The organism is Schinkia acidoalkalinis (assembly GCF_054301215.1).
This window is the reverse complement of sequence record NZ_CP182573.1, coordinates 2,986,008-3,010,309: the sequence shown is the minus strand read 5'-3', so window position 1 is coordinate 3,010,309 and position 24,302 is coordinate 2,986,008. Positions and strand designations below refer to the sequence as shown.

23 protein-coding genes, 1 riboswitch and 1 other annotated feature are annotated in these 24,302 nt (G+C 38.4%); of the genes, 8 read left to right on the top strand and 15 right to left on the bottom strand.

What is annotated here, in order from left to right:
* Positions 1-224: 224 nt before the first annotated feature.
* Positions 225-509 carry a YtzH-like family protein gene (locus tag ACNQFZ_RS15225; protein ID WP_458412177.1) on the top strand — a complete coding sequence of 95 codons (285 nt, stop codon included), beginning with the start codon at positions 225-227 and terminating at the stop codon, positions 507-509.
* A 7-nt stretch (positions 510-516) separates the two neighbouring features.
* Here ACNQFZ_RS15225 and ACNQFZ_RS15220 read toward each other — a convergent pair whose 3' ends face one another.
* The 6 genes from ACNQFZ_RS15220 to pepV form a co-directional block, all read right to left on the bottom strand.
* On the bottom strand, positions 517-1,317 hold the full coding sequence (locus tag ACNQFZ_RS15220) for a phosphotransferase family protein (RefSeq protein WP_458412176.1): 801 nt from the start codon (positions 1,315-1,317) through the stop codon (positions 517-519).
* 139 nt (positions 1,318-1,456) lie between these two features.
* Positions 1,457-3,598, bottom strand: coding sequence for a type I pullulanase (gene pulA / locus ACNQFZ_RS15215; protein WP_458412175.1), 2,142 nt, complete (start codon positions 3,596-3,598; stop codon positions 1,457-1,459).
* A 44-nt stretch (positions 3,599-3,642) separates the two neighbouring features.
* On the bottom strand, positions 3,643-4,671 hold the full coding sequence (locus ACNQFZ_RS15210; RefSeq protein ID WP_458412174.1) for an NERD domain-containing protein: 1,029 nt from the start codon (positions 4,669-4,671) through the stop codon (positions 3,643-3,645).
* A 61-nt stretch (positions 4,672-4,732) separates the two neighbouring features.
* A complete protein-coding gene (locus ACNQFZ_RS15205) occupies positions 4,733-5,425 on the bottom strand; it encodes an LrgB family protein (protein WP_458412173.1) in 693 nt (230 codons plus the stop codon).
* The gene (locus ACNQFZ_RS15200) at positions 5,422-5,820 is read right to left on the bottom strand and encodes a CidA/LrgA family protein (protein ID WP_458412172.1); all 399 of its coding nucleotides are present in this window, start codon (positions 5,818-5,820) and stop codon (positions 5,422-5,424) included. The genes ACNQFZ_RS15205 and ACNQFZ_RS15200 overlap by 4 nt, the downstream gene beginning before the upstream one ends.
* Positions 5,821-5,895: 75 nt before the next feature.
* Complete coding sequence (gene pepV, locus ACNQFZ_RS15195; RefSeq protein WP_458415404.1) at positions 5,896-7,335, bottom strand: dipeptidase PepV; 1,440 nt, start codon at positions 7,333-7,335, stop codon at positions 5,896-5,898.
* A 390-nt stretch (positions 7,336-7,725) separates the two neighbouring features.
* On the opposite strand from pepV, the gene ACNQFZ_RS15190 reads away from it, so the two are divergent.
* A complete protein-coding gene (locus ACNQFZ_RS15190; protein WP_458412171.1) occupies positions 7,726-7,941 on the top strand; it encodes a DeoR family transcriptional regulator in 216 nt (71 codons plus the stop codon).
* 104 nt (positions 7,942-8,045) lie between these two features.
* Here the strand turns inward: ACNQFZ_RS15190 and ACNQFZ_RS15185 are convergent, their stop codons facing one another.
* Positions 8,046-8,759 (bottom strand): pseudouridine synthase, encoded by a 714-nt coding sequence (locus tag ACNQFZ_RS15185; protein ID WP_458412170.1) that lies wholly within the window; start codon positions 8,757-8,759, stop codon positions 8,046-8,048.
* Between the two features lie 132 nt (positions 8,760-8,891).
* On the opposite strand from ACNQFZ_RS15185, the gene ACNQFZ_RS15180 reads away from it, so the two are divergent.
* On the top strand, positions 8,892-9,161 hold the full coding sequence (locus tag ACNQFZ_RS15180; protein ID WP_458412169.1) for a hypothetical protein: 270 nt from the start codon (positions 8,892-8,894) through the stop codon (positions 9,159-9,161).
* A 24-nt stretch (positions 9,162-9,185) separates the two neighbouring features.
* Here ACNQFZ_RS15180 and ACNQFZ_RS15175 read toward each other — a convergent pair whose 3' ends face one another.
* On the bottom strand, positions 9,186-10,820 hold the full coding sequence (locus ACNQFZ_RS15175; protein WP_458412168.1) for a putative polysaccharide biosynthesis protein: 1,635 nt from the start codon (positions 10,818-10,820) through the stop codon (positions 9,186-9,188).
* A gap of 130 nt (positions 10,821-10,950) precedes the next feature.
* Between ACNQFZ_RS15175 and ACNQFZ_RS15170 the strand changes: the two genes are divergently transcribed.
* Positions 10,951-12,222, top strand: coding sequence for an NAD(P)/FAD-dependent oxidoreductase (locus tag ACNQFZ_RS15170; protein ID WP_458412167.1), 1,272 nt, complete (start codon positions 10,951-10,953; stop codon positions 12,220-12,222).
* A 65-nt stretch (positions 12,223-12,287) separates the two neighbouring features.
* Here ACNQFZ_RS15170 and leuS read toward each other — a convergent pair whose 3' ends face one another.
* Positions 12,288-14,708, bottom strand: coding sequence for a leucine--tRNA ligase (gene leuS, locus ACNQFZ_RS15165; RefSeq protein WP_458412166.1), 2,421 nt, complete (start codon positions 14,706-14,708; stop codon positions 12,288-12,290).
* Between the two features lie 119 nt (positions 14,709-14,827).
* Positions 14,828-15,073, bottom strand: a binding site (T-box leader).
* A gap of 62 nt (positions 15,074-15,135) precedes the next feature.
* A complete protein-coding gene (locus ACNQFZ_RS15160; protein WP_458412165.1) occupies positions 15,136-15,411 on the bottom strand; it encodes a YtzC family protein in 276 nt (91 codons plus the stop codon).
* Between the two features lie 157 nt (positions 15,412-15,568).
* Here ACNQFZ_RS15160 and ACNQFZ_RS15155 point away from each other — a divergent pair, with 157 nt between their 5' ends.
* Both ACNQFZ_RS15155 and ACNQFZ_RS15150 read left to right on the top strand, forming a co-directional pair.
* The gene (locus ACNQFZ_RS15155) at positions 15,569-16,519 is read left to right on the top strand and encodes a TIGR01212 family radical SAM protein (RefSeq protein ID WP_458412164.1); all 951 of its coding nucleotides are present in this window, start codon (positions 15,569-15,571) and stop codon (positions 16,517-16,519) included.
* The gene (locus ACNQFZ_RS15150) at positions 16,516-17,091 is read left to right on the top strand and encodes a class I SAM-dependent methyltransferase (protein ID WP_458412163.1); all 576 of its coding nucleotides are present in this window, start codon (positions 16,516-16,518) and stop codon (positions 17,089-17,091) included. Before ACNQFZ_RS15155 ends, ACNQFZ_RS15150 begins: the two co-directional genes overlap by 4 nt.
* Positions 17,092-17,127: 36 nt before the next feature.
* On the opposite strand, the gene ACNQFZ_RS15145 is transcribed toward ACNQFZ_RS15150, so the two are convergent.
* Together ACNQFZ_RS15145 and ACNQFZ_RS15140 are read right to left on the bottom strand one after the other, a co-directional pair.
* A complete protein-coding gene (locus ACNQFZ_RS15145; RefSeq protein ID WP_458412162.1) occupies positions 17,128-18,201 on the bottom strand; it encodes a tetraprenyl-beta-curcumene synthase family protein in 1,074 nt (357 codons plus the stop codon).
* 36 nt (positions 18,202-18,237) lie between these two features.
* Positions 18,238-19,026: an alpha/beta hydrolase gene (locus tag ACNQFZ_RS15140; protein ID WP_458412161.1), complete on the bottom strand. Its 789-nt coding sequence runs from the start codon at positions 19,024-19,026 to the stop codon at positions 18,238-18,240.
* 135 nt (positions 19,027-19,161) lie between these two features.
* Between ACNQFZ_RS15140 and ACNQFZ_RS15135 the strand changes: the two genes are divergently transcribed.
* Complete coding sequence (locus ACNQFZ_RS15135; protein ID WP_458412160.1) at positions 19,162-19,674, top strand: gamma carbonic anhydrase; 513 nt, start codon at positions 19,162-19,164, stop codon at positions 19,672-19,674.
* 376 nt (positions 19,675-20,050) lie between these two features.
* Here the strand turns inward: ACNQFZ_RS15135 and cspD are convergent, their stop codons facing one another.
* The 3 genes from cspD to metK form a co-directional block, all read right to left on the bottom strand.
* Entirely contained in the window at positions 20,051-20,251 is a 201-nt protein-coding gene (gene cspD, locus ACNQFZ_RS15130; RefSeq protein ID WP_458412159.1) for a cold-shock protein CspD, read from the bottom strand.
* Between the two features lie 208 nt (positions 20,252-20,459).
* Positions 20,460-20,660 carry a cold-shock protein gene (locus ACNQFZ_RS15125; protein ID WP_458412158.1) on the bottom strand — a complete coding sequence of 67 codons (201 nt, stop codon included), beginning with the start codon at positions 20,658-20,660 and terminating at the stop codon, positions 20,460-20,462.
* Positions 20,661-20,955: 295 nt separating this feature from the next.
* A complete protein-coding gene (gene metK, locus ACNQFZ_RS15120) occupies positions 20,956-22,158 on the bottom strand; it encodes a methionine adenosyltransferase (protein ID WP_458412157.1) in 1,203 nt (400 codons plus the stop codon).
* 210 nt (positions 22,159-22,368) lie between these two features.
* A riboswitch (SAM riboswitch) is annotated at positions 22,369-22,539 on the bottom strand.
* Positions 22,540-22,706: 167 nt separating this feature from the next.
* On the opposite strand from metK, the gene pckA reads away from it, so the two are divergent.
* Entirely contained in the window at positions 22,707-24,293 is a 1,587-nt protein-coding gene (gene pckA, locus ACNQFZ_RS15115) for a phosphoenolpyruvate carboxykinase (ATP) (RefSeq protein WP_458412156.1), read from the top strand.
* Positions 24,294-24,302: the final 9 nt, after the last annotated feature.

Sequence of the window (24,302 nt, the reverse complement as noted above, 5' to 3'; positions counted from 1 at the left end):
ACTTAAGATTGTATCTAATCATGACTTTTTTGACTGTGTCCAATCAAACCCGGGCGTAATAATCGACTGATGGAATATATATTTTTTATTTCTACATTAAAAAAGCAGCCCCAAAGGAGGCTGCTTACATTTTAGAATATTATTTTGTCATTTTGTCCACTATAAGAAAAGCAGAAGGACCTTTTCAGGTCATATTCCAATCTCACAAAAAGCGAGGAATGAAGATGCCTTTAAATGAACAACATCAATTATCAATACTACAAGATATATTAACAAATCATCAGGTGGATTGCTGTGGTACTGTTTCTGAATGCCAACAAATCCAAAGACTGATTAAATCATTGCTTGTAAATCAACAGGTTGATGAACAAATAAAGAATACATTGCTTGATGTTTATCAATATAGTCAGCATGGGCAAAACACGAAAAATATGGATGTCCATATTACTCAACATAAAGATAACCTATCGGCATGGATCGATGAAATCGGCAATTATAATTTGACATAATTCTACATTATTTCCGAGGAAATGAAAAAATCATTTGTTCTAAGCTTTCAATCCAGTGTTGATATTGAATGTCTTCATGACGTTCTTTATGCCAAATAATAGAGGAAATTGCTTGGTAAATAATATACCATTGCATTCTTGTTTCCAAGTCATACGTTAATTCCGACCCATAATAGGCAAGCCATTCTTTCCAGTTCTGCTTAGGAATGTACCAATAGAGCAATGCAGCTAAATCTAAAGCAGGATCGGCAATCATCGCTCCATCCCAATCAATCAAATACAGTTCTTTTTTATCACTCATTAACCAATTATTATGATTAACATCACAATGGCAAACACCCAGGTGTTCATGATTTATATTTTCCAACTCGTCCTCAAGAAATTGAATTGCAGATACAATAATGCTTTCAGTTATTGCATATTTAGTTAACTTTTGTTTTAAGCTCTCTAATAATTCAAATGGCGGGAGTTTTTTTTTCCCAAGCCTTTGCAACATATATAGCAACTCTTTTGAGTGGTGTATTTTACTTAATAGGTTTGCAACAGCTTTGTTAGCCATATCGATTGGTTTTAATTCTCTCCCCTGCAACCAATGTTGTGCTGTGATGACATCACCGTTCTCCATTCTTTTTGTCCAAATTAACTTTGGGACAATTCCTTCCGCGGACAACACAGCCAAAAATGGGGAGGAATTTCTTTTAAGGAAAAGTTTGTTTTGACCTTCAAATCGTGCAATGTAGGCTTCACCGGTGGCGCCACCTGCAGGAAAGACTTCCCAACCGTCCCCTAAACCTAAACTAATATCCAATGCTGTTCACCTACGTTTTCTTTATAGCTTCACAAGAAAATCATTAATTTTCTAATTTATTATATATCAGTATAACTGAAAATGGTGGAAGATGAAATATCTAGATGATGGATTCATGATAAAGCGTAACTGGAAATTATTATTTAAAAAGAATAAGTGTTGAAAGAGGCTCAATAATCACTTTTTCTTTGATTTGTCCTAGTCCATTTTCATCTGCAGCTGAGCCGTTAGCAGCAATGGCCCAGATATCATCATCAATCATCTTATATTCCTTTTGCAGTAAGCCGTTATTAAAAAGAACAATGATGTTCTTCCAGGAATCAATCCCTTCCAAACCATCAAGGAAATACCCCGCTAAATTTAACGACGGCTCCAAGGACTGATAATGTCTTTGAATTTTTTCAGCGGTGGCTAACCGAAAAGCAGGATGAGCTTTTCGAATTGCGATTAAGGTTTTTATATATGGAATTTTTTCTTCATACATATTTTTTCTTGCCCAATCAAGCTGATTAATGTTGTCTGGTTTGTTATAACTGTTGCCTTCGCCATATTTTGTCCGAAAAAACTCCATGCCACTATGTAGAAACGGAATTCCTTGTGAAAATAAAACAATGGAAATGGCAAGATATTGCCGTTTCCTCCTAATCTCAAAGGATTCATCCGAATTTGAGATGGAAAGCTTATCCCACAGTGTATGGTTATCATGACATTCTACATAATTAACGCTTTGTGTTGGCTCTGGAAAGATCCCTTTTATTTTCTTCGAAACAGAAACACTTCCCGCAAAGAGTAATTCCAAGTTTTCTTTATCCTTTATACTTCCAGAAATAAAGCCTTGATCCAATAAGTCAAAAATACTGCCTTTTACAGTCGTCCGAAATAAATCATTAAAATGAGCAATTCTCGGCATTTTTTCTGCGTTTTTTATAATCGCCTTTTTACTTTCAGGTAGTGGCGTATCTAAATTCCAGCCCTCACCAATAATGATAGTCGTTGGGTCAATCTCATCGATTGCACTGCGTATGGCATTCATCGTTTCAATGTCCAAAATTCCCATCAGGTCAAAACGAAAGCCATCAACATTATATTCTTTCAACCAATATAAAACTGAATCCACAATAAATTTCCGCACCATTAGGCGTTCTGAAGCAACATCATTGCCAACACCTGTCCCGTCTGATGGAAACCCAAACTCGTTATAGCGAAAATAATAACCCGGTACAATTTTCCTAAAAATAGAGTATTCGCGTTTATAAACATGGTTGTAAACCACGTCCATAATGACTCGAAGGCCTTTTCGATGAAGAGACTCAATCATTTCCTTTGTTTCTCTTATCCGCACATATGGGTCATATGGATTTGTTGCATAGCTACCCTCTGGAACATTATAATGTACGGGGTTGTAACCCCAATTAAATTGATCCTGATCACTTGTTTCATCAATTCCACCGAAATCATTGAATGGAAGCAATTCAAGATGGGTAATCCCAAGCTCAAGGATATAGTCAAGGCATGTCTTACAACGATTGGGTCCTTTTGTTCCTTCTTCACAAACGCCTAAATATTTCCCTTTATTTTTCACACCACTTTCCGGATGAATGGACAAATCGCGAATATGGGTTTCATAGATGATTGCATCTGTAGAAGCATTCAGGGATGGTAAAAAGTGAGATTGTCTCTGGACAAATGTTTTATCTAAATCAATGACAACTCCAAATTCACCATTCACGGATACCGCTTTTGCATAAGGGTCTACAGCATCACGCCATGTTTTATTAACACAAACATTATAGCGGTAACAGCTGCCCTCGTAATTTCCATCTAAGGCGATAGACCATATCCCTTTATCCTCACGAACCATATTCATCGACCGGATGATGTTACCTTTTTTATTATAAAATAAAAGTGTGACATCCTCGGCTGTCGGAGCCCACACTTTAAAAGTTGATTTTGTTGGTGAAAAATTCACTCCTAAATCATGTCCATCATAATAAAATAATCGGTCAAACTTCTCCGTTCGGATGACCGAACCAATCAGCAAGTCCGTTTGATTCCCCAGTTCATCAGAAATGATATATTTTTTTCCGATTTCAATATCTATAGGCGACTTGCAAGTATATTTTATATCCGTTAATAATGGTTCTGTTTTAATAACTGCCAACTGAAGCGATTGAATTCCATTATGCAAATAGAATTCTTTATGGTCATCTGAAGGCTCCTTTTTCGCAAACAAGATTGTAACGATATCCATCTCATCTAAATATGCTTCAAGCCAGCTCATGTTTCACCTCAACAAACGTCAACTTGCCTTTTTTGTTTACTATATTATCTCCAATCATCATTTAAACCTGATTCATCGTTAAAATTCATTTCCTCTTCAGGCTGCTCCCATTCATATCTCCGCATATACGTTGATTGACTATGTTTTAATAAGCTTTGCGCACCTTTAAGCTGCACAAATTTAATTGGAGACGGAAGCCTTCGTAACCTTGTATACCAATCACTATAATTCCGCTTATCAATAAACAATGTATTTGTGGGCTGATAATCACCCTCAATGTATCCTGTTCTTGATAAAACGATCTTTTGAACCGGCATATCCACGTTATAATGCCTGTAATAGCCTTTAATTAAGCTTTCCGTCCGATTTAAAGAAAGTAACGGGTTCACCCTTCTAACCTCTTTATCTTTAATCCTTTCAAACCAATAGTGGCCTCGGTCTGTTTCAAAAACACTCATTTCCGTATTTTCCAGCAATGATATACAAAATGTTGTGACAGGACTTATGAGCGTAATATCTAAGTCAATGGGGGCCTTTTTTACGATTAAAGTTGGTTTATATAATAATAAATAATTATCCGGAAAGTGTTGTAAAAAATACCTCAAAATCTCATCCTTATAAATCCCTTCATCAACAAATGAGCGGTCAAAAATGGTGGAACTTGCCCAGTTTATTTGAAAACGAAAGATTTCATCAAGAAATTCCTGTTTTACTTCTTCCTTCGTTTTTTTTCTGCTTTTAAAAACATTGGTTGTATCAAAAGCAATCGGGTTTATATCATAAACCTCGGCATTATGTTTTGGCTTTTTAAGCCACCGTTTAATCGAACTAAACACGCCTTTTTTCTCATTCTCCAGCCAATTCTCATTAAAATCTTCAAAGCCATCGAAAAGTGGAACGTCATGATCCTCTTCCAGACCTAGATTTACTTCTTCAATCCCATCATTAAGATTGTAAGAAGCATTGAGAGCATCCCAGCGTTCTCTTTTCAGCCGGATAAATTGACCGGGATAGCGGTATATATCAGTTTCATAGCGGGATATAAAGTCCCGCAGTTTAATTAACTGTGCCACAATGCTTCCTCCACATTCGAAAAATGCACGCTCCTTATCTTTATGGGCCGGAGCTTGATCATTATTGTATTAATAGATGCACAAGAAGAGGACTTAATAAAGAAGCGAAAATGGTACTTAGGGTCATCGCAATCGAACTTATCGCTCCTTCTTTTTCACCCATTTCAAGTGCCTTGGATGTTCCGATTCCATGGGCGGAAGTCCCAAATCCAATCCCTCTCCCGATAAAATGTGTTACACGTATCCATTTTAACAGATACGGACCCAAAACAGCACCCGTTACACCAGCTACCATTACAAAGACAGCTGCTAATGTTGGATTCCCTCCGATCACCTTCGCAATATCCATCGCTACCGGTGAAGTAACTGATTTCGGTACCAGTGAAATGAGCGTTAATGATTTGATATGAAATAGCAGTGATAATTCGATGCCGCTTACAATCCCAACCAACGTTCCTACAAAAACACCTGTTATAATTGGAATTGCATATTGTTTAATGGTGTCAATTTGTTTATACAAGGGAAGGGCAAGTGCCACAACGGCCGGGCCTAATAAATGCACAACCCACTTCCCCCCGACCATATAGGTTTCATAGGGAATATGAAACCATAATAACAAGCAAACCAAAACAACCGTTGTTGTTACAATCGGCACCATAAATGGCGTGTAGAACTTAATATATAATTTTTTCATCAATTCATATGTAATGATGGAGCCAATAATAGAGGTCAGGGCAATTAAAAATAAAGTCATAGCTCTTTCCCCTCCCGCGATTGTATCGGTAAATATGCAGCCTTCCGATCTGCAAGCCATTGACTTACCAACGCACTTGTCACCATAACTAAAATAGAACTAAGAATAACGACTATTATTGAAAAAAAGCCGCGGCCTTTGAAAAGATCAAAAAAGTCGATAATCCCAACCGTCACCGGTATAAATAAAAAAGATAAATGTCGTAATAAAAAGTTAGCTCCTTCATCGACCCATGTTGTCTTGAACTTTTTCGTCATTAATAAGCCAAAAAGAAGGAGCATCCCGATAATACTTCCTGGCATTAATAAATGGAATGTATGCTGGAGCCATAAACCAGCGTAGTAAAAAAAATAAAGAATCCCAACTTGAAATAAAGTTTTAAAGACCTTCCCCATAAAAAAATCTCCCCCAATTTAGACTTCACCCTACCCCTTTAAGAATACCTTCCGCCAATCATAAGGATGGCGGTTTTATTTTTTTATTAATTCATAGATTGCTTCAGCATAGATTGCTGTTGCTTTTACTAAATCATCTATTTCAATATATTCATCCTTTTGATGGGCAACATCTGGACGACCAGGGAATAGAGGGCCAAAGGCAACACCGCCATCTAACGAACGTGCATATGTACCTCCACCGATAGCGATTAACTCAGCTTTCTCCCCTGTATGCTTCTCATATACCCTTTGCAACACTTTGATTAATGGATGCTCGGCATCAACATAATGGGGTTTTGAATCATTCAGTTCTGTAAATATAAACTGGTGGGCTTCAGTAACCTGCCTGATTTTTTGCTTAGATTGTTCGATATCATGGGTAACAGGGTAACGAAGATTCAAGCCAATTTTTCCGCCTTGATTTTTTTCATAAACAAGTGTGCCGTTATTGATTGTTAACTCCCCTGATATGTCATCTGAAAAAGCAATCCCAAGTGCAATGCCGCGGGTATCCTGACCAAAGTATTTTTGTACAAAAGCATGGAATGCACCTGCCTGCGGATCAAGCAAATCTATTAATTCTTTGTATAAAAATGCATTTAAAAACAAGCCCGCATTTTTTCCTTTATTTGGTTCCATCCCATGTGCTGAGACCCCCTGTAAACGTAGTTGAATGGAATAATCATCATTCACAGTCGCTGTACCTTTCAGTCCCATAGTATTTATATACTTCTCAAAGGAGTTTTTTACCACTTCAGCTATATCCTGTTGTTTACAAGAAAGGACCGCCTCTGCTAAATCCGGTACCATATTGAGGCGCCTACCCGCACGGAATGTTTCCAGGACAAGTTCTTTTCCCTCATCATTCGCTTGTGCTTTCATGTTTTGCTGCAATATAAAATCAAAGATTCCCTTTTCCGCATTGATAATCGGAAAGTCTGCATCTGGTGCAAAACCAATTGTTGGCATTTCCTCATGTTTGAAATAATGCTTCACACAACGCCAATTGCTTTCCTCATCCGTACCTAAAATCATTCTAACTCTTTTTCCCACAGGTAGCCCCAAATTTTTTACAATTTTCAAAGCATAGTATGCTGCCATTGTTGGGCCTTTATCATCAATAGCCCCTCTGGCAAAAATTTTCCCATCTCTAATCTCTGCGCTGTAGGGTTCACTTGTCCAACCGTCGCCCTCTGGTACAACATCGACATGGCATAATATTCCGAGCAGCTCCTCGCCTTCCCCAAACTCAATATGCCCTGCTAAACCATCAACATTTTTCACTGTAAAACCATCTTCCTTACCTTTGGTAAGCATGTAGCCTAATGCTTGGGCGATTCCTTCGCCTAATGGGGCTTCCTTTGTTGGTTTACTTTCATCTAACACACTTTTAATTCGTAAAAGTCCTCTCGTATCTTGGATTAGCTCGTCCTTGCAATGATCAACTTCCGCGCTCCAATTCACGCCATCTATCATATTGTTCCACACCTTTCTTTATAAACAATTTTACTTGTTTTTCATATAGTATTGTTAAGAAATTAATTTATAATCTATTGACTGAATATCTGTTAAATAGTCATAAAATTCAGTCTATATAACATATGGATATAGTAATTATGCATGAAATGTGGTGATTTTATCGACCTATTTTTAAGAAAAGAAACTTTTTAGTAAGTAAATAGTGTAAATATTTTGTAAACTATTCGCTTATAGTAGTAATTATGAACAAAAATGGTGTACAATAGAAATAGAAAGAGTTTGTCCTGTTACTTTGGTTTTGGAGTTTCAAATGTGTAAGAAGAATTCACCTCTATTTAATTTCTTGTTCAAAATGGTTTGAACATTATATTAAGGAGTGGTTTTTTGAACCCATCTAGCCGTATGATAAACCGAATTAAATCTATATACTTGTTTATTAACGAAAAAGGCTCTGTTTCTACACAAGAACTAGTAGAGGAATTCGGTACTACACCTCGGACGATACAAAGAGACCTGAATGTACTTACCTACAATAATTTAGTATGCAGTCCGAGCCGTGGAATTTGGACGACAACAAAAAAGAAAGTGAAAATATCATAGAAAAGCTGAAAGCTAGTTCAGCGAAGTCCACTAGTCGCTGGGCGCTGGAGCTAGACAATAACCAAGGGCTGTTCCAAAAACTGGAGCAGCCCTTTTTATGTACTTCATTTTAATGATTCAATTTCTTCATCAGTGAGTTCCCGGTATTCACCTGGTTTTAATGATTCATCAAGAGATAGGGGTCCCATTTTAATTCGCATTAGAAAAGTAACACTTTTATCCACCGCTTCAAACATACGCTTCACTTGATGAAACTTCCCCTCTGTAATGGTCAATTCAATTTCAGAACGATTCTCAGTTTCGTTAGTGGAGAGAATGATGAGTTCCGCAGGTTTTGTAACATACCCATCATCAAGTGCTACCCCATGTTTAAATGCTTCGGTATCAGCTGCTGTAACAAGTCCCTCTATTTTTGCATAATACGTTTTCGGTACATGTTTTTTTGGAGAAAGCAGTTGATGTGCCAACTGGCCATCATTTGTTAACAACAATAGACCAACGGTATCTTTATCAAGTCGGCCTACTGGAAAAGGGTCATAAATCTGGTCTTCCATTTCAAGCAGGTCGATGACTGTTTCATCATTTTGATCCTCTGTTGCTGAGATTACACCATTAGGTTTATTCATCATTAAATAAATGAATTCTTTATATTCAATGATCTCTCCATGTACCATCACTTGATCTTCTTTTGGGTCCAAATGTGTTTGTGGGTCTTTTACAACTACCTCGTTGATCAGAACCGCACCAGTTTTCAATAATTTTTTTACCTCTTTACGGCTACCAAAGCCTGTATTGGCTAGCAATTTATCAATTCTCAATAAAAAAACCTCCTAATGTAACCTCTTCTACCAGTAGTCCCCTTACTTAAATAGGCAATAGTTTAGTCCGCTACTATCTATACCGCATAGATTAGTATGGTAAAATGCAGATTATAAAAAGGGGAGAAGATAATGAGTTATTATTCTGATTATGAGCGGCAATATGGCTTTCCTGGAAGCAGCGCACCAGGCGGAATGCCAAGTGGAATGCCAGGTGGAATGCCAGGTGGCGGCCAACCCACCGGTTTTCCAGGTGGCTTACCGGGTGGGATGGGACAAATAAACCGCCGCTTAACCCAAATTGAAAACCAACTACAGCGTCATACCGAGCGTCTTAACAGATTGAATCGCCGCCTCCAGCGAATTGAACGGCAATTGGGCTTACCACTAGAACAATTTTAAACGATTAGACGAAACAAAGGCGAACTATCCGTTCGCCTTCTGTTTTTGTTTTTGCAAAAATTTAAAGCGATAGCCAAGAATTTTTCCAGCTAAATTAGTTTTAATACTTAAAACTAAATATACACCTGCACCAGCTATCATAGAGAGGGCTAACACAAGGATGGACTGAATGCGGCCATCTTCAAAATGGATCATAAGAGCCAGCAGCCATTCTACTATTTTGACAACGAGTGACATGATACATACCAAAATACTAATTAACACGCTGCGGCGTATTGTAAAATTGAAGCTGAAATTCGCATATTTTTTAATCGCCCAAAAGTTGAATAATATAGAAAATAAAAAACCTATTCCGGTTGCCCAAATCACTCCATAGATTTCATAAAGCCTTACTAACGGAATATTTAAGATTAGTTTAATGAATAATCCTGCAAACATACCATATACTGCAAATCGTTGTTGGTTAACCCCCTGCAGAATAGCAGCCGTTACTGTAAATAAAGCGAATAACAAAGCGACAGGTGAATAATAAAAAAGGATACCTTCACCGCTCTTGATGATGTCAGCGCCAAAAAGTGCACCGATGGCCGGCCCTGCCACCATTGCCAACCCGAATGCGGCTGGCAGCGTTAAAAACATAACAATTTGCAACGATTGGGAGATTTGTTTATTTAATTGCTTAAAGTTTTTCTCCGTAAATGATTCAGTTATCGTTGGTACGAGGGTTAAGCCAAAGGCTGTCGCCAGTGATACCGGAATCATAATTAATTTATGACCATACATATTCAAAATTGAAAATAGATTATGGGCATATTCTCCGCCCTTATGTATACTTTCCATCGCCCTGTTAAAAGTAAACTCATCAACTAATTGATAGAGAGGAATGGCTAAAGAAACAAATACAAATGGTCCTGCATAGGATACCAATTCCAAAAACATTTCTTTCGTCGTTATATTGCTATTCACCGTACTCTCGGCAAGCTTTTCATTTAAATAGCCTCTGTCTTTATACCAATACCAAATTAAGACGCCCATCCCCGCTATTGCACCAATGGTTGCAGCAAAAACAGATAAACCGACAGCAACGTGTAAATCCCCATCCAGCACTCTCATCACGATGTAGCTACCGGCTAATAAAAAGATGATTCTCGCGATTTGCTCAATTACTTGTGATACAGCCGTCGGTGACATCGATTGATAACCTTGAAAAAAGCCCCTAATAATACTCATGGCCGGCACAATCAAAAGGGCTGTGCTCACCATTCGAATGACATAAACAACTTCTTCATGTTTTATACCATATTCATTCTTTCCAACAATATTAGGAGCGAGCCAAGGGGCAATGCTGTAAAAAACAACAAAAGAAATAAAGCCGCTGACAAACATCAGCATGAGTCCTTTTTTAAACAGTTTTCTTCCAGTATGATAATCGCCTAATGCATTATATTTCGACACAAATTTTGAAACGGCAAGTGGTACCCCCATCGTTGCCATACTTAATAATATTGTATAGGGAATATATGCATAAGTATAAAGCGCACCCCCCATATTTCCAACAATCGAGTAAAAAGGGAAAACGTAAATCATCCCTAGAAACTTGGAGATAAAGGTTGCACCAGTAAGAATTATGGTTCCTTTAAGAAATTTTGACCCGGACATTTTGCCCTCCATATAGAAACTAAAAATATACATCATTTGACAAGCAATAGCAACTTCTGTATTTTAACATACAGTACAAACCGAGAAAAGTGAGGAATGTTACGAAAGATGATGAAGATGGTGATAGCGGATGGAAAATAATTATGATGTTGTTGTAATTGGCGGTGGACCCTCTGGATTAATGGCAGCGATTGCCAGCGGTGAACAAAAATGCAAAGTTCTTTTATTAGATAAAGGGAATCATCTTGGGAGGAAACTAGCCATCTCAGGAGGCGGGCGCTGTAACGTCACGAATCGGCTTCCTACCGATGAAATTATCAAGCATATACCGGGTAATGGGCGTTTTTTATATAGTGCTTTTTCAGAATTCAATAACCTCGACATTATTCGCTTTTTCGAAAGTTTAGGCGTGAAGTTAAAAGAAGAAGATCATGGGCGGATGTTTCCGGTTTCGAACAAAGCCCAATCTGTCGTTGATGCACTCATAACCCAATTAAAAAAATTACATGTTGATGTTCAAACGAATGTAGCTGTGAAAGAGGTTATTTATGATGATAACAGGGTAACCGGCGTCCTGTTACATAATGGCAGAATGATTCATACGAAAGCCGTTGTGGTCGCTGTCGGTGGAAAATCTGTTCCGCATACCGGGTCAACGGGTGATGGCTATGTCTGGGCGGAAGCGGCGGGACATACAATTACAGAGCTTTATCCTACAGAAGTTCCTTTAACATCTGCGGAAGCTTTTATACAAAATAAAACGTTGCAAGGGCTTTCTCTTCGTAATGTCGCGGTGTCTGTATTAAACCCAAAAGGGAAACCGATCATCACCCATCAGATGGATATGATTTTCACGCACTTTGGTTTGTCAGGACCGGCGATTTTACGCTGTAGTCAATTTGTAGTAAAAGCTCAGAAAAAGTTTAAAACAAAAGAGGTTATCATGGCTATTGATTGCTTTCCAAACGAAAATGAGGAAGCATTATTCCAGCGGCTGACGAAAGCGTTGAAAGATGAACCCAAAAAAGCTGCCAAAAATGTTTTAAAAGGGCTTATTCCCGAAAGGCTTTTATTATTTTTACTTGAAAAAAATCATATTGATGAGACCGTCACTTATGCCAATCTAGCTAATGAAAAACTGCGTACATTTGTAAAGGACCTCAAAAGATTTGAGGTTAAAGTAAATGGCACCTTGCCAATTGAAAAGGCATTTGTAACGGGCGGCGGCGTTTCTGTCAAAGAGATTAATCCAAAGGAAATGTCATCAAAGCTGATGAATGGCCTGTATTTTTGCGGCGAAATCTTGGACATTCACGGCTACACCGGCGGTTATAATATTACTGCTGCTTTTGTGACCGGCAGGCTTGCAGGGCTAAATGCCGGAAAGGAAAGTAACATGTAAAACGTTCATATCAAAAAAATGGAACACGGGAGTGGCTAGAAACGAACCTCCCCGTGTTCCATTTTTTAATTGGCAACAATATTCACAAGCTTTCCTGGAACGGCAATGACTTTTCTTACTGTTTTGCCTTCTAGGTCTGCTTTAACTTTTTCATCATTTACAGCAATCTCTTCCATTGTTTCCTTCGTTGCTGTTTTTGGAATGAATAGTTTTGTCCGAACTTTACCATTAAGCTGAACAACAATCTCAATTTCATCCTCAACAAGCTTTGATTCATCATAGCTTGGCCAAGCTTCATAGCTAACGGTACCTATGCTTGCTCCAAGTTTATCCCAAAGTTCCTCGGCTAAATGCGGAGCAACAGGAGATAATAGTTTCACAAAGCCCTTCATATATTCAAGCGGCAGTACTTCCGCTTTATAAGCTTCATTAATGAAGACCATCATTTGTGAAATCGCCACATTGAAGCGTAAGTGTTCGTAATCATCCGTTACCTTTTTCACCGTTTGATGATAAACACGCTCAAGTGCTTTACCATCGGCATCACTTGAAATTTTCTCATTTAATGTGCCTGCATCCGTAACAAATAAACGCCAAATTCGATCTAAGAAACGGCGTGCACCATCAAGTCCATTTGTAGACCAAGCAATGGAGGCATCTAATGGACCCATAAACATTTCATAAAGGCGAAGCGTATCGGCACCATGGCTTTCAACAATATCATCAGGATTTACTACATTCCCTTTAGATTTACTCATTTTCTCGTTATTTTCACCAAGAATCATTCCTTGGTTAAACAGCTTTTGGAACGGTTCCTTTGTTGGAACTACGCCGATGTCATAAAGGAATTTATGCCAGAAGCGTGCATATAATAAGTGAAGAACAGCATGCTCTGCTCCTCCAATATAAATATCAATTGGCAGCCATTGTTTTAACTTTTCAGGGTCTGCTAGGTGCTCACTGTTTGTAGGATCGATAAAACGCAAGAAATACCAGCAGCTGCCGGCCCATTGCGGCATTGTGTTTGTTTCGCGGCGACCTTTTTTACCTGTCTCCGGATCAACAACATTGACCCACTCATCAATGATAGCAAGCGGTGATTCACCAGTACCTGATGGTCTAATATTTTCTGTTTTCGGAAGGATTAAAGGCAGCTCTTCCTCTCGTACAGTTGTCGTTGTACCATCCTCCCAATGGATGACAGGAATCGGCTCACCCCAGTAACGTTGGCGGCTGAACAACCAGTCACGAAGGCGGTATGATACTTTTTTCTTGCCCTTTCCGTTTGCCTCAAACCATTCGATTGCTTTTTTAATGCCATCTTCTTTATTTAATCCATCTAAAAAGCCTGAATTCACATGAAGTCCGTCGCCTGTGTACGCTTCTTTGGAGATTTCACCACCGGCAACAACCTCTTTAATTGGCAATTCAAATTTAACTGCAAATTCATAATCGCGTTCATCATGGGCAGGTACAGCCATGATTGCGCCAGAGCCATAGCCCATTAATACATAGTCAGCAATCCAGATTGGCATCTTTTCACCATTAACAGGATTAATTGCATAGGCACCTGTAAATACGCCCGTTTTGTCTTTCGCTAAATCGGTTCTTTCAAGATCGCTCTTTGATTTAATTTGATCAAGATAGGCTTCAACAGCCGCTTTCTGTTCTGGAGCTGTAATTTCCGCTACTAATGGATGCTCTGGAGCAAGCACAGTATAGGTAGCACCAAAAATAGTATCCGGTCTTGTCGTAAATACTTCATAGCTTTTATCAGTGCCATCAATTGCAAATGTAATTTCCGCACCTTCTGAGCGGCCAATCCAGTTCCGTTGCATTTCTTTAATACTTTCAGGCCAATCCAGTTCTTCTAAATCTTCAAGAAGACGATCTGCATAGGCTGTGATTTTTAAAATCCATTGACGCATTGGCTTACGAATAACTGGATGACCGCCTCGCTCACTCTTCCCATCAATGACTTCTTCGTTTGCGAGTACAGTTCCTAAAGCAGGGCACCAGTTCACTGGCACTTCATCAACATAGGCCAACCCTTTTTCATAAAGCTTTAGAAAAATCCATTGTGTCCATTTATAATAGTTTGGATCGGTTGTATTGATCTCACGGTCCCAATCATAAGAAAAACCAAGTGATTTTATTTGTCTTTTAAATGTATTAATATTTTTCGCTGTAAATTCAGCAGGATCATTTCCGGTATCTAATGCATATTGCTCAGCAGGAAGACCAAATGCATCCCAGCCCATTGGATGAAGGACATTATAACCTTGCATCCGCTTCAATCTTGAAAGAATATCGGTTGCTGTATAGCCTTCTGGATGTCCAACATGAAGACCTGCCCCAGATGGATAAGGGAACATATCCAAAGCGTAAAATTTAGGCTTATCCTTGTCTTCTGATGTTTTAAACGTTTTATTTTCTTCCCAATACGTCTGCCATTTCTTTTCTATCACTTTATGGTCAAATGACATGTGAAAAACCTCCTACTTCTATTTTTTATTCACTATATGTATGGTTATAATAGAGCAAATTGCTAATTATAAGTTCTAAACGTAACCATTAAAAAACCTCCCGCCCTAGTTAAATAATAACCAGGGACGAGAGGTTATAATCAAACTTCCCGCGGTACCACCCACATTAGTTAATCTTTATGCAACGACAACTAAAAGATTAGACTCACTTTTAATTCCTTAACGCGGACGATTCGGCAAATATTACTTACATTCACATTTGCAACTTAGAGGCGAGTTCATGATGGTAAGCTGTTGACTTGCACCAACCGCCAACTCTCTATAAAGACTCATCCAACATTACTATTCCTCATCATAGTTGTTTTGGTATATAGTCTGTATTTTAAGAATTTGTCGGTTTATTGTCAAGTCCTGGCACTAAATTGCCCTACATTAATAAGTTTTGCTGATCCAATATCATGTCATTTTGGATACGGTTAATTTGCAATTGCATCCGATATAAGCGTTCTTTTTGCTGCTTATTGGAGCTCAGCATCAACTTTTGGATATCATTATAGGCTTCATTTAGCATCGTTTGTGCATTCGTATACTCGGTCGTATTGTAATGCTCTTGCTGGTTGGCAATTTCTAATTGTTCTAATGCATATTTGCAGGCCTCTTCGGCTTGATTTACGAATTGATCAACTGATGTACGTGTTGCCATCTTTTTATCCCCCTTTAACCATGATAGGAACACTTTTATTTTGTACAGTATGTCTGTTAGTTATTCGAGAAGAGGTTGTCCGTACACCGATAAACATGCTAAAATGACATTTGTATTTTATCTAATAGTGAAATTTTCGTAAGAAGGAGGGAATAACATGTCATTCCCTTATGCAACAGATAACAAGCGTTACCATACATGGAATTACCATTTACGCCAAACATTCGGACACAAAGTATTTAAGGTTGCCCTTGATGGAGGCTTTGATTGTCCAAATCGTGACGGGAAAGTAGCTTATGGGGGCTGTACATTTTGCAGCGCAGCCGGCTCCGGTGATTTTGCTGGGAGCAGAGCGGACGACTTAGTTAAACAATTTAATGATATAAAAACGAAAATGCATGAAAAATGGAAGGATGGCAAATACCTTGGCTATTTTCAAGCATTTTCCAACACGTATGCACCTGTTGAGGAGCTACGTGAAAAATACGAAGTAATTCTCAAACAGCCTGACGTCGTCGGCTTATCAATCGCCACAAGGCCGGACTGCCTACCAGACGATGTTGTCGAGTATTTAGCTGAGTTGAACGAACGGACATACCTTTGGGTCGAACTCGGCCTTCAAACCGTTCATGAATCAACGGCAAACTTGATTAATCGTGCTCATGACTATAACTGCTATCAAGAAGGAGTCGCAAAACTCCGCAAACACGGAATTAAGGTATGTTCCCATATTATTAATGGGCTCCCTCAAGAAACACCTGAAATGATGCTGGCAACTGCAAAAGAGGTAGCTAAGCTTGATATTCAAGGGATTAAAATTCATCTGCTCCATTTACTCAAAGGAACACCAATGGTCAAACAGTATGAAAAAGGGCTTTTGCAATTTTTATCTTTTGATGACTATGTAAAATTAGTATGCGACCAATTAGAAATTTTACCCGCTGAGATTGTCATCCACCGCATTACCGGTGACGGTCCACCGGATTTAATGATTGGGCCGATGTGGAGTCTTAGAAAGTGGGAAGTATTAAATGCCATTGATGATGAACTGAAACGGCGTGACAGCTGGCAGGGAAAATTCGCGATTAAAGAAGGCCATACATTATGATTTTGAAACGAGTCTTACCTTTTGCCCATGCCTTACTGAACGATGTAATTCAAAAAGGAGATTCTGTCGTTGATGCAACCGTTGGCAACGGACATGATACCGAGCTCCTAGCAAAGTTAGTTGGAGAGAACGGGAAAGTGTATGGGTTTGATATTCAAGAGCAAGCAATTGAAATTACAAACACACGGCTAAGAGAAATTGGTCTACAGAAAAGAGTGGAGCTTTTTCTAAAAAGCCACGATGAAGTAGAAGCTATTGTTCCAATCGACCAGCACGGGAAAGTGAAAGCTGCCATTTTTAATTTGGGCTACTTACCCGGCGGTGATAAAACGATCGTTACAACACCGTTTTCAACTATTAACGCCGTGCAGCAATTACTCACCATATTAGCTCCAGGTGGCATCATCATCCTTGTTGTTTATCATGGACATCCGGAAGGACAAGTAGAGCGCGACCAGCTTTTAGATTTCGTTGAAGCCATTGACCAAAAAAAGGCCCATGTCCTTCAATATCGATTTTTGAATCAAATCAATCATGCACCATTTGTCATTGCCATTGAAAAAATTAAATAGTAACAAAAAAGGGTTGTCTTGGGGCAACCTTTTTTGTTAGGCGTTGCCCTCTACCTTATAAAAATTCCGATACCAGCGTCCATTTATATAAAAAAACAAGGAAGTAAAGCCACTTCTTTTCAAAATTTGCCGCATGATGTGGCGCACCTCTCTTTGACCTTTCACTTTTATATCAGAAAAATATAGGCCAACAAGACCATGATTTATGAAACGATGAAATTTTTCATCAGGTAATCCTTTAATACGAATATCCGCTTGTTCTAAAAAGTAAATCATGCGCTTTTTTAACTCGTCCTTATTCGGAAAGTAAAAGCAAAAGTTTAAATCTCCGCCATTTTTATCTTCTTCTTGATCAATAAAGTAATCCAATAATATATGTAGCCCTTGTACATAAGGAAATAAAGCTTGTCTAACTTCCGCACCTTGGCTTTCCGTAAAATCTTCATTAAATGCATAGGCCACTAAACAAAAAATACCCAATGTGGAACCTGCACAGGCGGAAAATTCATACCAAGCCATATCTGGAAGATTATTTTTATATTGCATAAACCATTCCTGCAGTTTAGGCACTCTCTCCTCATGCTGGATATGTTTGTACACTTGCAGGTCACAGTAATAGGATGCTAATTCATGGAGGTATGGTGCAATCTTCTCATAATGCTTCAGCTTCCCTAATATTTGTTGGCATGTTTCAACAAGGGCCTGTAAATATCCGCCATCATCCTGCTCCATACGGTGCTGGTAATAATTTTTCGGACCTTTTCCTGGTGTTAAAGCATGGTGCATCGATTCGTGCAGACTCCTAAAATCAACAGGGTCCATCGAGGTACTGCGGTCACAGAGATTATCTAAATAATCACTAATGGTCTGGTAAGCTACAATAAATTGAATGCATTCATCCAGTGATTCATTAGCCAATATCGCATAAATCCCACCGCCCTCACAATGAAATGTTTTCGTCTCAATACTGGCCAATGCTTGCCTTTTTAACTCGGGATCAGGTATTTCACTAGCCTTTACTTTCCATTCATTTAAATAGACATGGACCCTTGGCAAAACATTTTTATATACCTTTTTCATTAAAAAAAATACATGTCCTGGACTTGTCAAAGCCGTTTCACTCCAAACAAAGGTCAGTACAGCAACTCAAAGGGATTTTTGCAATTGCATTTCGACAAAACCTTTTGCATACTTAAATACCTCTTCTCTTTCCGGCTCGTTAAAAATTTCATGATAAAGCTTCGGCCATTCTTTATATAGCTTCTCATTAACATTTAATTTATCAAACCAATCCTTCACAACTGTCCTATCAACGATTCTATCCGCTCCAGCCTGCATAAGCAAAACAGGAACATTAGGTACCTTATCAATTTTTTGCGCAGCGAGCTGCATTGCTTTTACAAGCTCCCTATACCAGCGGACAGAAACTTTCGTTACGTAAAGGGAATCATTTTCATCCTGCAGCATCACCTCTTTATTCCTTGTGGCAATATTCGCCTCCATATGGGAAGCAACCCGAAAAGAGGGAGCGATTACATTTAACGCTTTAGAAGCCAATTCCAAGCCTTTTGGCGGTGGAGTTGTGAGCCCTAAACATGGGGATGACAAAATAGCTGCTCGAATCGGCAATTGTTTTTCCTGCAGTGTTCGAATGACGGCCAAGCCCCCCATACTATGTCCCAATAAAAAGATTGGTAAGCCATAGGCTTCCGCTTCATTCACCCATTTTATAATCGTTTCAATATATTCTTCAAACGAATCGATATGTCCTCTACGTCTCGTTGATGTCCCTTGCCCCGGTAAGTCTCCTAAGACAACATTCATATGGTTCGCTTTCCACATTTCCGTTAACCACTTATAACGGCCTTGGTGCTCAAACGCACCATGAACAACCACAAAAACCGCGCGCGGATTTTCAACTTCCCACTTCCACATGTGAAAAAATCTCCTTTATTCTTAAATTTACCAATTATCCATGATACAATCATTTTATGATTTGAGCATTCTATAATTCAAGGAAAGATAACCTAAATTTTTTATTATAAATTTTAAAAAGGGGCTGATAGTATTATGATTTATGAATTTAAAGGAAAATATCCAAAAATAGCAGAAAGTGCATTTATTGCAGACTATGTTACCATAACAGGCGATGTTACGATAGGCGAACTCTCCAATATCTGGTTTAACACTTCAATCCGTGGTGATGTAGCGCCAACTATGATTGGTGATCGGGTTAGCGTACAAGACAATTCGGTCCTACATCAAAGTCCCAATAACCCACTTATTATTGAAGATGATGTTACAGTTGGGCATATGGTCATGTTGCATAGCTGTATCATTAGAAAAAACGCTTTAATAGGGATGGGCTCCATCGTTTTGGATGGCGCTGAAATCGGAGAAGGTGCTTTTATCGGAGCTGGCAGCTTAGTACCACAAGGAAAAAAAATACCGCCAAATTGTCTAGCATTCGGACGCCCAGCAAAGGTGGTCCGGGAACTAACGAAAGAGGATTTAGAAGACATGGCTAGAATTCGTCGTGAATATGTTGAGAAAGGCCAATTTTATAAGTCATTGCAAAAGTAGAAAAGCGAAAATGCCCGCTTTTCGAGTCGACGAGCTACTTACGCTAGACAATTATGCATATTTTCAAAAGGAGAAGGAGACAAGTGCTTCATGGCAAGTCTCCTTAATTTTTTACTAAACATTTCTTGATTATATCTAAAACAACAAAAGCCCTACCTCTCTTTCGTCTATACGGCTCCTAGACCGCGCCATGGGAATTAGCATGTAAAAACCAATCTTTCCAATTTGAGAAATAAATAATGTGGGATAAAGATGGAATTAATCTAGAGGGGTTTAGTAGAAAATATTTCATTTCAGTGGAGTATAACCACCCCACTGAATGAAATACCAATTTGCATTATTCTCGACACTAATGGAAGTGGGAGAGTGCTGTTACTTAAGCTTTTACAACATTAGCAGCTTGTGGTCCACGATTTCCAGCCACAATTTCAAAAGAAACCTTTTGACCTTCTTCTAATGACTTAAAGCCTTCACTTTGAATAGCTGAGAAATGTACAAATACATCTTCTCCACCTTCTACCTCGATAAAACCAAAACCCTTTTCTGCATTAAACCATTTAACTGTACCAGTGTTCATTTGTATTTCCTCCATTACATTTATTCACCATTAGCTTATTTATTCATTTTTATGATTAAAATAAAAAGCCGTAACTACAATACCGTGGAGTAAGTAATCGTCCACATTTTCATTTGCAGTTACGGCTACATATACACATGCAAAATTTAATAAACGAACTTAATAGCGTACACCTTATAATAAAACATTTTATTTATAAAGTCAAATCCTATTTAAATTGGTGCCTGCTATGATTTTCAACTATTTGCAACATTTTTGTGCTTGGAGTCATTTCGCTATTGCAAATTGGACATTGGTCACTGGTTTTGAAATTATCACGAACCCAGCAGTTGCACCCATCGGAGGTACAAACCCACACTTTCGTTTCCTCTGTTACAACCTCTTCTACATGCCTTCTTCCAAATGCCATCCTTTACCACACCTTTCATGAATTATGATCAGATGAATATGTCACATCGTCACATTAAAACCATGACGGCAACAAAAAAACTTATTATAAAAAAATAACGGTAATGTTACGTCTTTATAATAAGCGACTTCCAAAGTATGAATTTTTAAACCCTTTATTATAGTATAACCTATAATTAGTTTTTATACCAATTTTTAGCCGAATTATAAACTAGCCACGAGCTCGAGTATTGGAATATAAAAAGAGTAGATAACTGATTGAGTTGCAGTTCATCTACTCTGTTTGTTTTATTATGTTATGACAATGCTTCTTGCTTTAAGCTCTCTGCTTTATCCGTTTTTTCCCATGGAACATCAATATCAGTACGGCCGAAATGTCCATAGGCAGCTGTTTGTTTATAAATTGGACGGCGTAGATCCAACATTTTAATTATACCTGCAGGACGAAGGTCAAAGTTACTCCGAACCACTTCAACTAATTTTTCTTCAGATACTTTCCCTGTACCGAACGTATCGACTGCAATGGAAACTGGTTGAGCCACACCAATTGCATAAGCAAGCTGTACTTCGCATTTTTCCGCTAAACCTGATGCGACAATATTTTTAGCAACATATCTTGCTGCATAAGCGGCAGAGCGGTCAACTTTTGTTGGGTCTTTTCCTGAGAATGCACCACCGCCGTGACGTGCGTAGCCTCCATACGTGTCAACGATGATTTTTCGTCCTGTTAAACCTGCATCACCCTGTGGACCGCCAATAACAAAACGGCCAGTTGGATTAATGAAGTATTTTGTTTTATCATCAATCAGCTCTTTAGGGACGATTGGATTAATGACAAATTCTTTAAGATCACGTTGAATTTGTTCTAATGAAATCTCCGGATTATGCTGCGTTGAAATAACGATGGTATCGATGCGTACTGGCTTATCATTTTCGTCATACTCTACCGTTACCTGCGTTTTGCCGTCTGGTCGTAAATAAGGCAATGTTTCATTTTTACGTACTTCTGATAACCGACGAGAAAGTTTATGTGCTAAAGAAATTGGAAGTGGCATTAATTCAGGAGTTTCATTGCATGCAAATCCAAACATTAACCCCTGGTCACCAGCTCCAATCGCTTCAATCTCTTCATCAGACATCTGGCCTTCACGGGCCTCCAGCGCTTTATCTACACCCATGGCAATGTCAGGTGACTGCTCGTCAATGGATGTTAACACAGCACAAGTTTCACCATCAAAACCATACTTTGCACGATTATACCCAATTCCGTTAATCGTTTCCCGGACGATTTTCGGAATATCAACGTATGTGGATGTTGTGATTTCTCCAGCAACCAATACTAAACCAGTTGTTACAGTAGTTTCTGCAGCAACACGTGCGTTAGGGTCATTTTTAAGGATTTCATCCAAGATTGAATCTGAAATTTGATCACAAATTTTATCGGGATGACCTTCTGTAACTGATTCAGATGTAAACAGACGACGATTCTTATTTGTCATTACCTATGTACCTCCTAATTAAACAATTATGATAACGGTACTCATTCCCTTATATACGTTGGCTAAAAAGATTCACTATTTTTAAGGTGTCCATTTTTAATTAAAAAACTAATACCGAGTTCTTTTAAAAATAAGACAATATTTTCCAATGAATATAAAAAAACCTTTCCTACAAATAAATGAGGAAAGGTTGAAGATCATGTCCTTTCACTCTTATCGTTCAAGACAACAATATGCCTTGCAACAGGTTAGCACCTTGTCACTATTAAGAAATTTGTCAAAATATGCCGAATTAATTGGGTATATTCTGGAATTATAATAATAGTGTCGGTTGCCGGGTTTCTTTGGGCCTGTCCCCCTCCACCAACTCTGGGATAAGAGAGTATCCGTTCCGACCTATAATATCGTAGGAAGCGAAAATTTGTCAATTAATTTTAAAACATCAGGAAAGAAATTTCAAATAGTATAGACTATTAATCTAAATATGTTATACTAATTAACATATTATAGATAAAATGATTAAACTAAGGAAAAGGATGGTTTTGTTCATGAACTCTGTTGGTAATACGATTGAATTAAAGGATGTGATTAATGGATCTAATGTCCATCATAATCTATCTGTTCCACAATTAGTGGAAAAAACATTATCAAGAGGAGAAGCTGTATTATCTTCAACTGGTGCTGTCCGTGCTACAACTGGTAAATATACTGGCCGTTCCCCTAAAGATAAATATATCGTAGAAGAAGCTTCTACTAAAGATAAAATTGACTGGGGTGCTGTAAATCAGCCTATTTCATCTGAAGTATTTAATTCCCTTTATCAAAAGGTATTAAACTACTTATATTCTAAAGATGAAATTTTCCGTTTCCAAGGATTTGCTGGTGCTGACCCTAAATACCGTTTACCAATGCAGGTCATAAATGAGTATGCATGGCATAATTTATTTGTTCATCAGCTTTTTATCCGTCCAACTGAGGAAGAGTTAAAAGCGCATAATCCGGAATTCACTGTCATTTGTGCACCAAATTTCAAAGCGGATCCTGCTGTTGATGGTACAAAATCAGAAACATTTATTATCATTTCTTTCGAGCAGAAAACAGTATTAATCGGTGGAACTGAGTATGCTGGTGAAATGAAGAAATCCATCTTCTCTATCATGAACTACTTATTACCTGAAAAGAATGTATTACCAATGCACTGCTCTGCTAATATTGGTCAAGAAGGCGATGTTACCTTATTCTTCGGCTTATCAGGTACTGGTAAAACAACATTGTCAGCTGATCCAAATCGCCGCTTAATCGGTGACGATGAGCATGGTTGGTCAAATAATGGCGTATTTAATATCGAAGGCGGATGCTATGCAAAATGTATCAACCTTTCTCAAGAGAAAGAACCACAAATTTGGGATGCCATCCGTTTTGGTTCAGTATTAGAAAACGTTGTGCTTAACGATGACACTAGAGTTGCAGACTACGATGATTCATCTTTAACTGAAAATACTCGTGCAGCATACCCAATTGATGCTATTGATAATATCGTAATACCTAGTATCGGTGGACATCCAAATACTATTATTTTCTTAACAGCAGATGCTTCTGGTGTATTACCTCCAGTAAGCCGTTTAACAAAAGAGCAAGCTATGTATCACTTCATCAGCGGTTATACAAGTAAAGTTGCTGGTACAGAACGTGGAATCACTGAACCACAACCAGCTTTCTCTACATGCTTTGGCTCACCTTTCCTACCAAGATCAGCAAAAGTTTATGCTGAAATGCTTGGTGAAAAGATCGACCAATATAACGCTCGCGTATTCCTAGTAAACACTGGTTGGACTGGCGGCGAATATGGCGTTGGTAAACGTATGAATCTTTCTTATACAAGAGCAATGGTACGCGCTGCCCTTGAAGGAGATTTAGATAACGTTGAAACAGTAACAGATCCAATTTTTGGATTACAAATTCCATTACACTGCCCAGGTGTTCCTGATGAGGTTCTTCAACCTAAGAAAACATGGGCTGACGGTGCAGCATACGAAAAGAAAGCTATGGAATTAGCGAAAGCATTCAATGACAACTTCAAGAAATTCGGCGATGTATCTGACGAAATTAAAAACGCAGGTCCATTAGTAAAATAATAATTAATA

Excerpts from the sequence above, each read along its gene's own strand:
- ACNQFZ_RS15225 (WP_458412177.1), top strand. The coding sequence starts at position 225 with ATGCCTTTAAATGAACAACATCAATTATCAATACTACAAGATATATTA.
- pulA (WP_458412175.1), bottom strand. The coding sequence starts at position 3,598 with ATGAGCTGGCTTGAAGCATATTTAGATGAGATGGATATCGTTACAATC.
- ACNQFZ_RS15205 (WP_458412173.1), bottom strand. The coding sequence starts at position 5,425 with ATGACTTTATTTTTAATTGCCCTGACCTCTATTATTGGCTCCATCATT.
- ACNQFZ_RS15200 (WP_458412172.1), bottom strand. The coding sequence starts at position 5,820 with ATGGGGAAGGTCTTTAAAACTTTATTTCAAGTTGGGATTCTTTATTTT.
- ACNQFZ_RS15180 (WP_458412169.1), top strand. The coding sequence starts at position 8,892 with ATGAGTTATTATTCTGATTATGAGCGGCAATATGGCTTTCCTGGAAGC.
- ACNQFZ_RS15175 (WP_458412168.1), bottom strand. The coding sequence starts at position 10,820 with ATGTCCGGGTCAAAATTTCTTAAAGGAACCATAATTCTTACTGGTGCA.
- ACNQFZ_RS15170 (WP_458412167.1), top strand. The coding sequence starts at position 10,951 with ATGGAAAATAATTATGATGTTGTTGTAATTGGCGGTGGACCCTCTGGA.
- leuS (WP_458412166.1), bottom strand. The coding sequence starts at position 14,708 with ATGTCATTTGACCATAAAGTGATAGAAAAGAAATGGCAGACGTATTGG.
- ACNQFZ_RS15160 (WP_458412165.1), bottom strand. The coding sequence starts at position 15,411 with ATGGCAACACGTACATCAGTTGATCAATTCGTAAATCAAGCCGAAGAG.
- ACNQFZ_RS15155 (WP_458412164.1), top strand. The coding sequence starts at position 15,569 with ATGTCATTCCCTTATGCAACAGATAACAAGCGTTACCATACATGGAAT.
- ACNQFZ_RS15150 (WP_458412163.1), top strand. The coding sequence starts at position 16,516 with ATGATTTTGAAACGAGTCTTACCTTTTGCCCATGCCTTACTGAACGAT.
- ACNQFZ_RS15140 (WP_458412161.1), bottom strand. The coding sequence starts at position 19,026 with ATGTGGAAGTGGGAAGTTGAAAATCCGCGCGCGGTTTTTGTGGTTGTT.
- ACNQFZ_RS15135 (WP_458412160.1), top strand. The coding sequence starts at position 19,162 with ATGATTTATGAATTTAAAGGAAAATATCCAAAAATAGCAGAAAGTGCA.
- cspD (WP_458412159.1), bottom strand. The coding sequence starts at position 20,251 with ATGAACACTGGTACAGTTAAATGGTTTAATGCAGAAAAGGGTTTTGGT.
- ACNQFZ_RS15125 (WP_458412158.1), bottom strand. The coding sequence starts at position 20,660 with ATGGCATTTGGAAGAAGGCATGTAGAAGAGGTTGTAACAGAGGAAACG.
- metK (WP_458412157.1), bottom strand. The coding sequence starts at position 22,158 with ATGACAAATAAGAATCGTCGTCTGTTTACATCTGAATCAGTTACAGAA.
- pckA (WP_458412156.1), top strand. The coding sequence starts at position 22,707 with ATGAACTCTGTTGGTAATACGATTGAATTAAAGGATGTGATTAATGGA.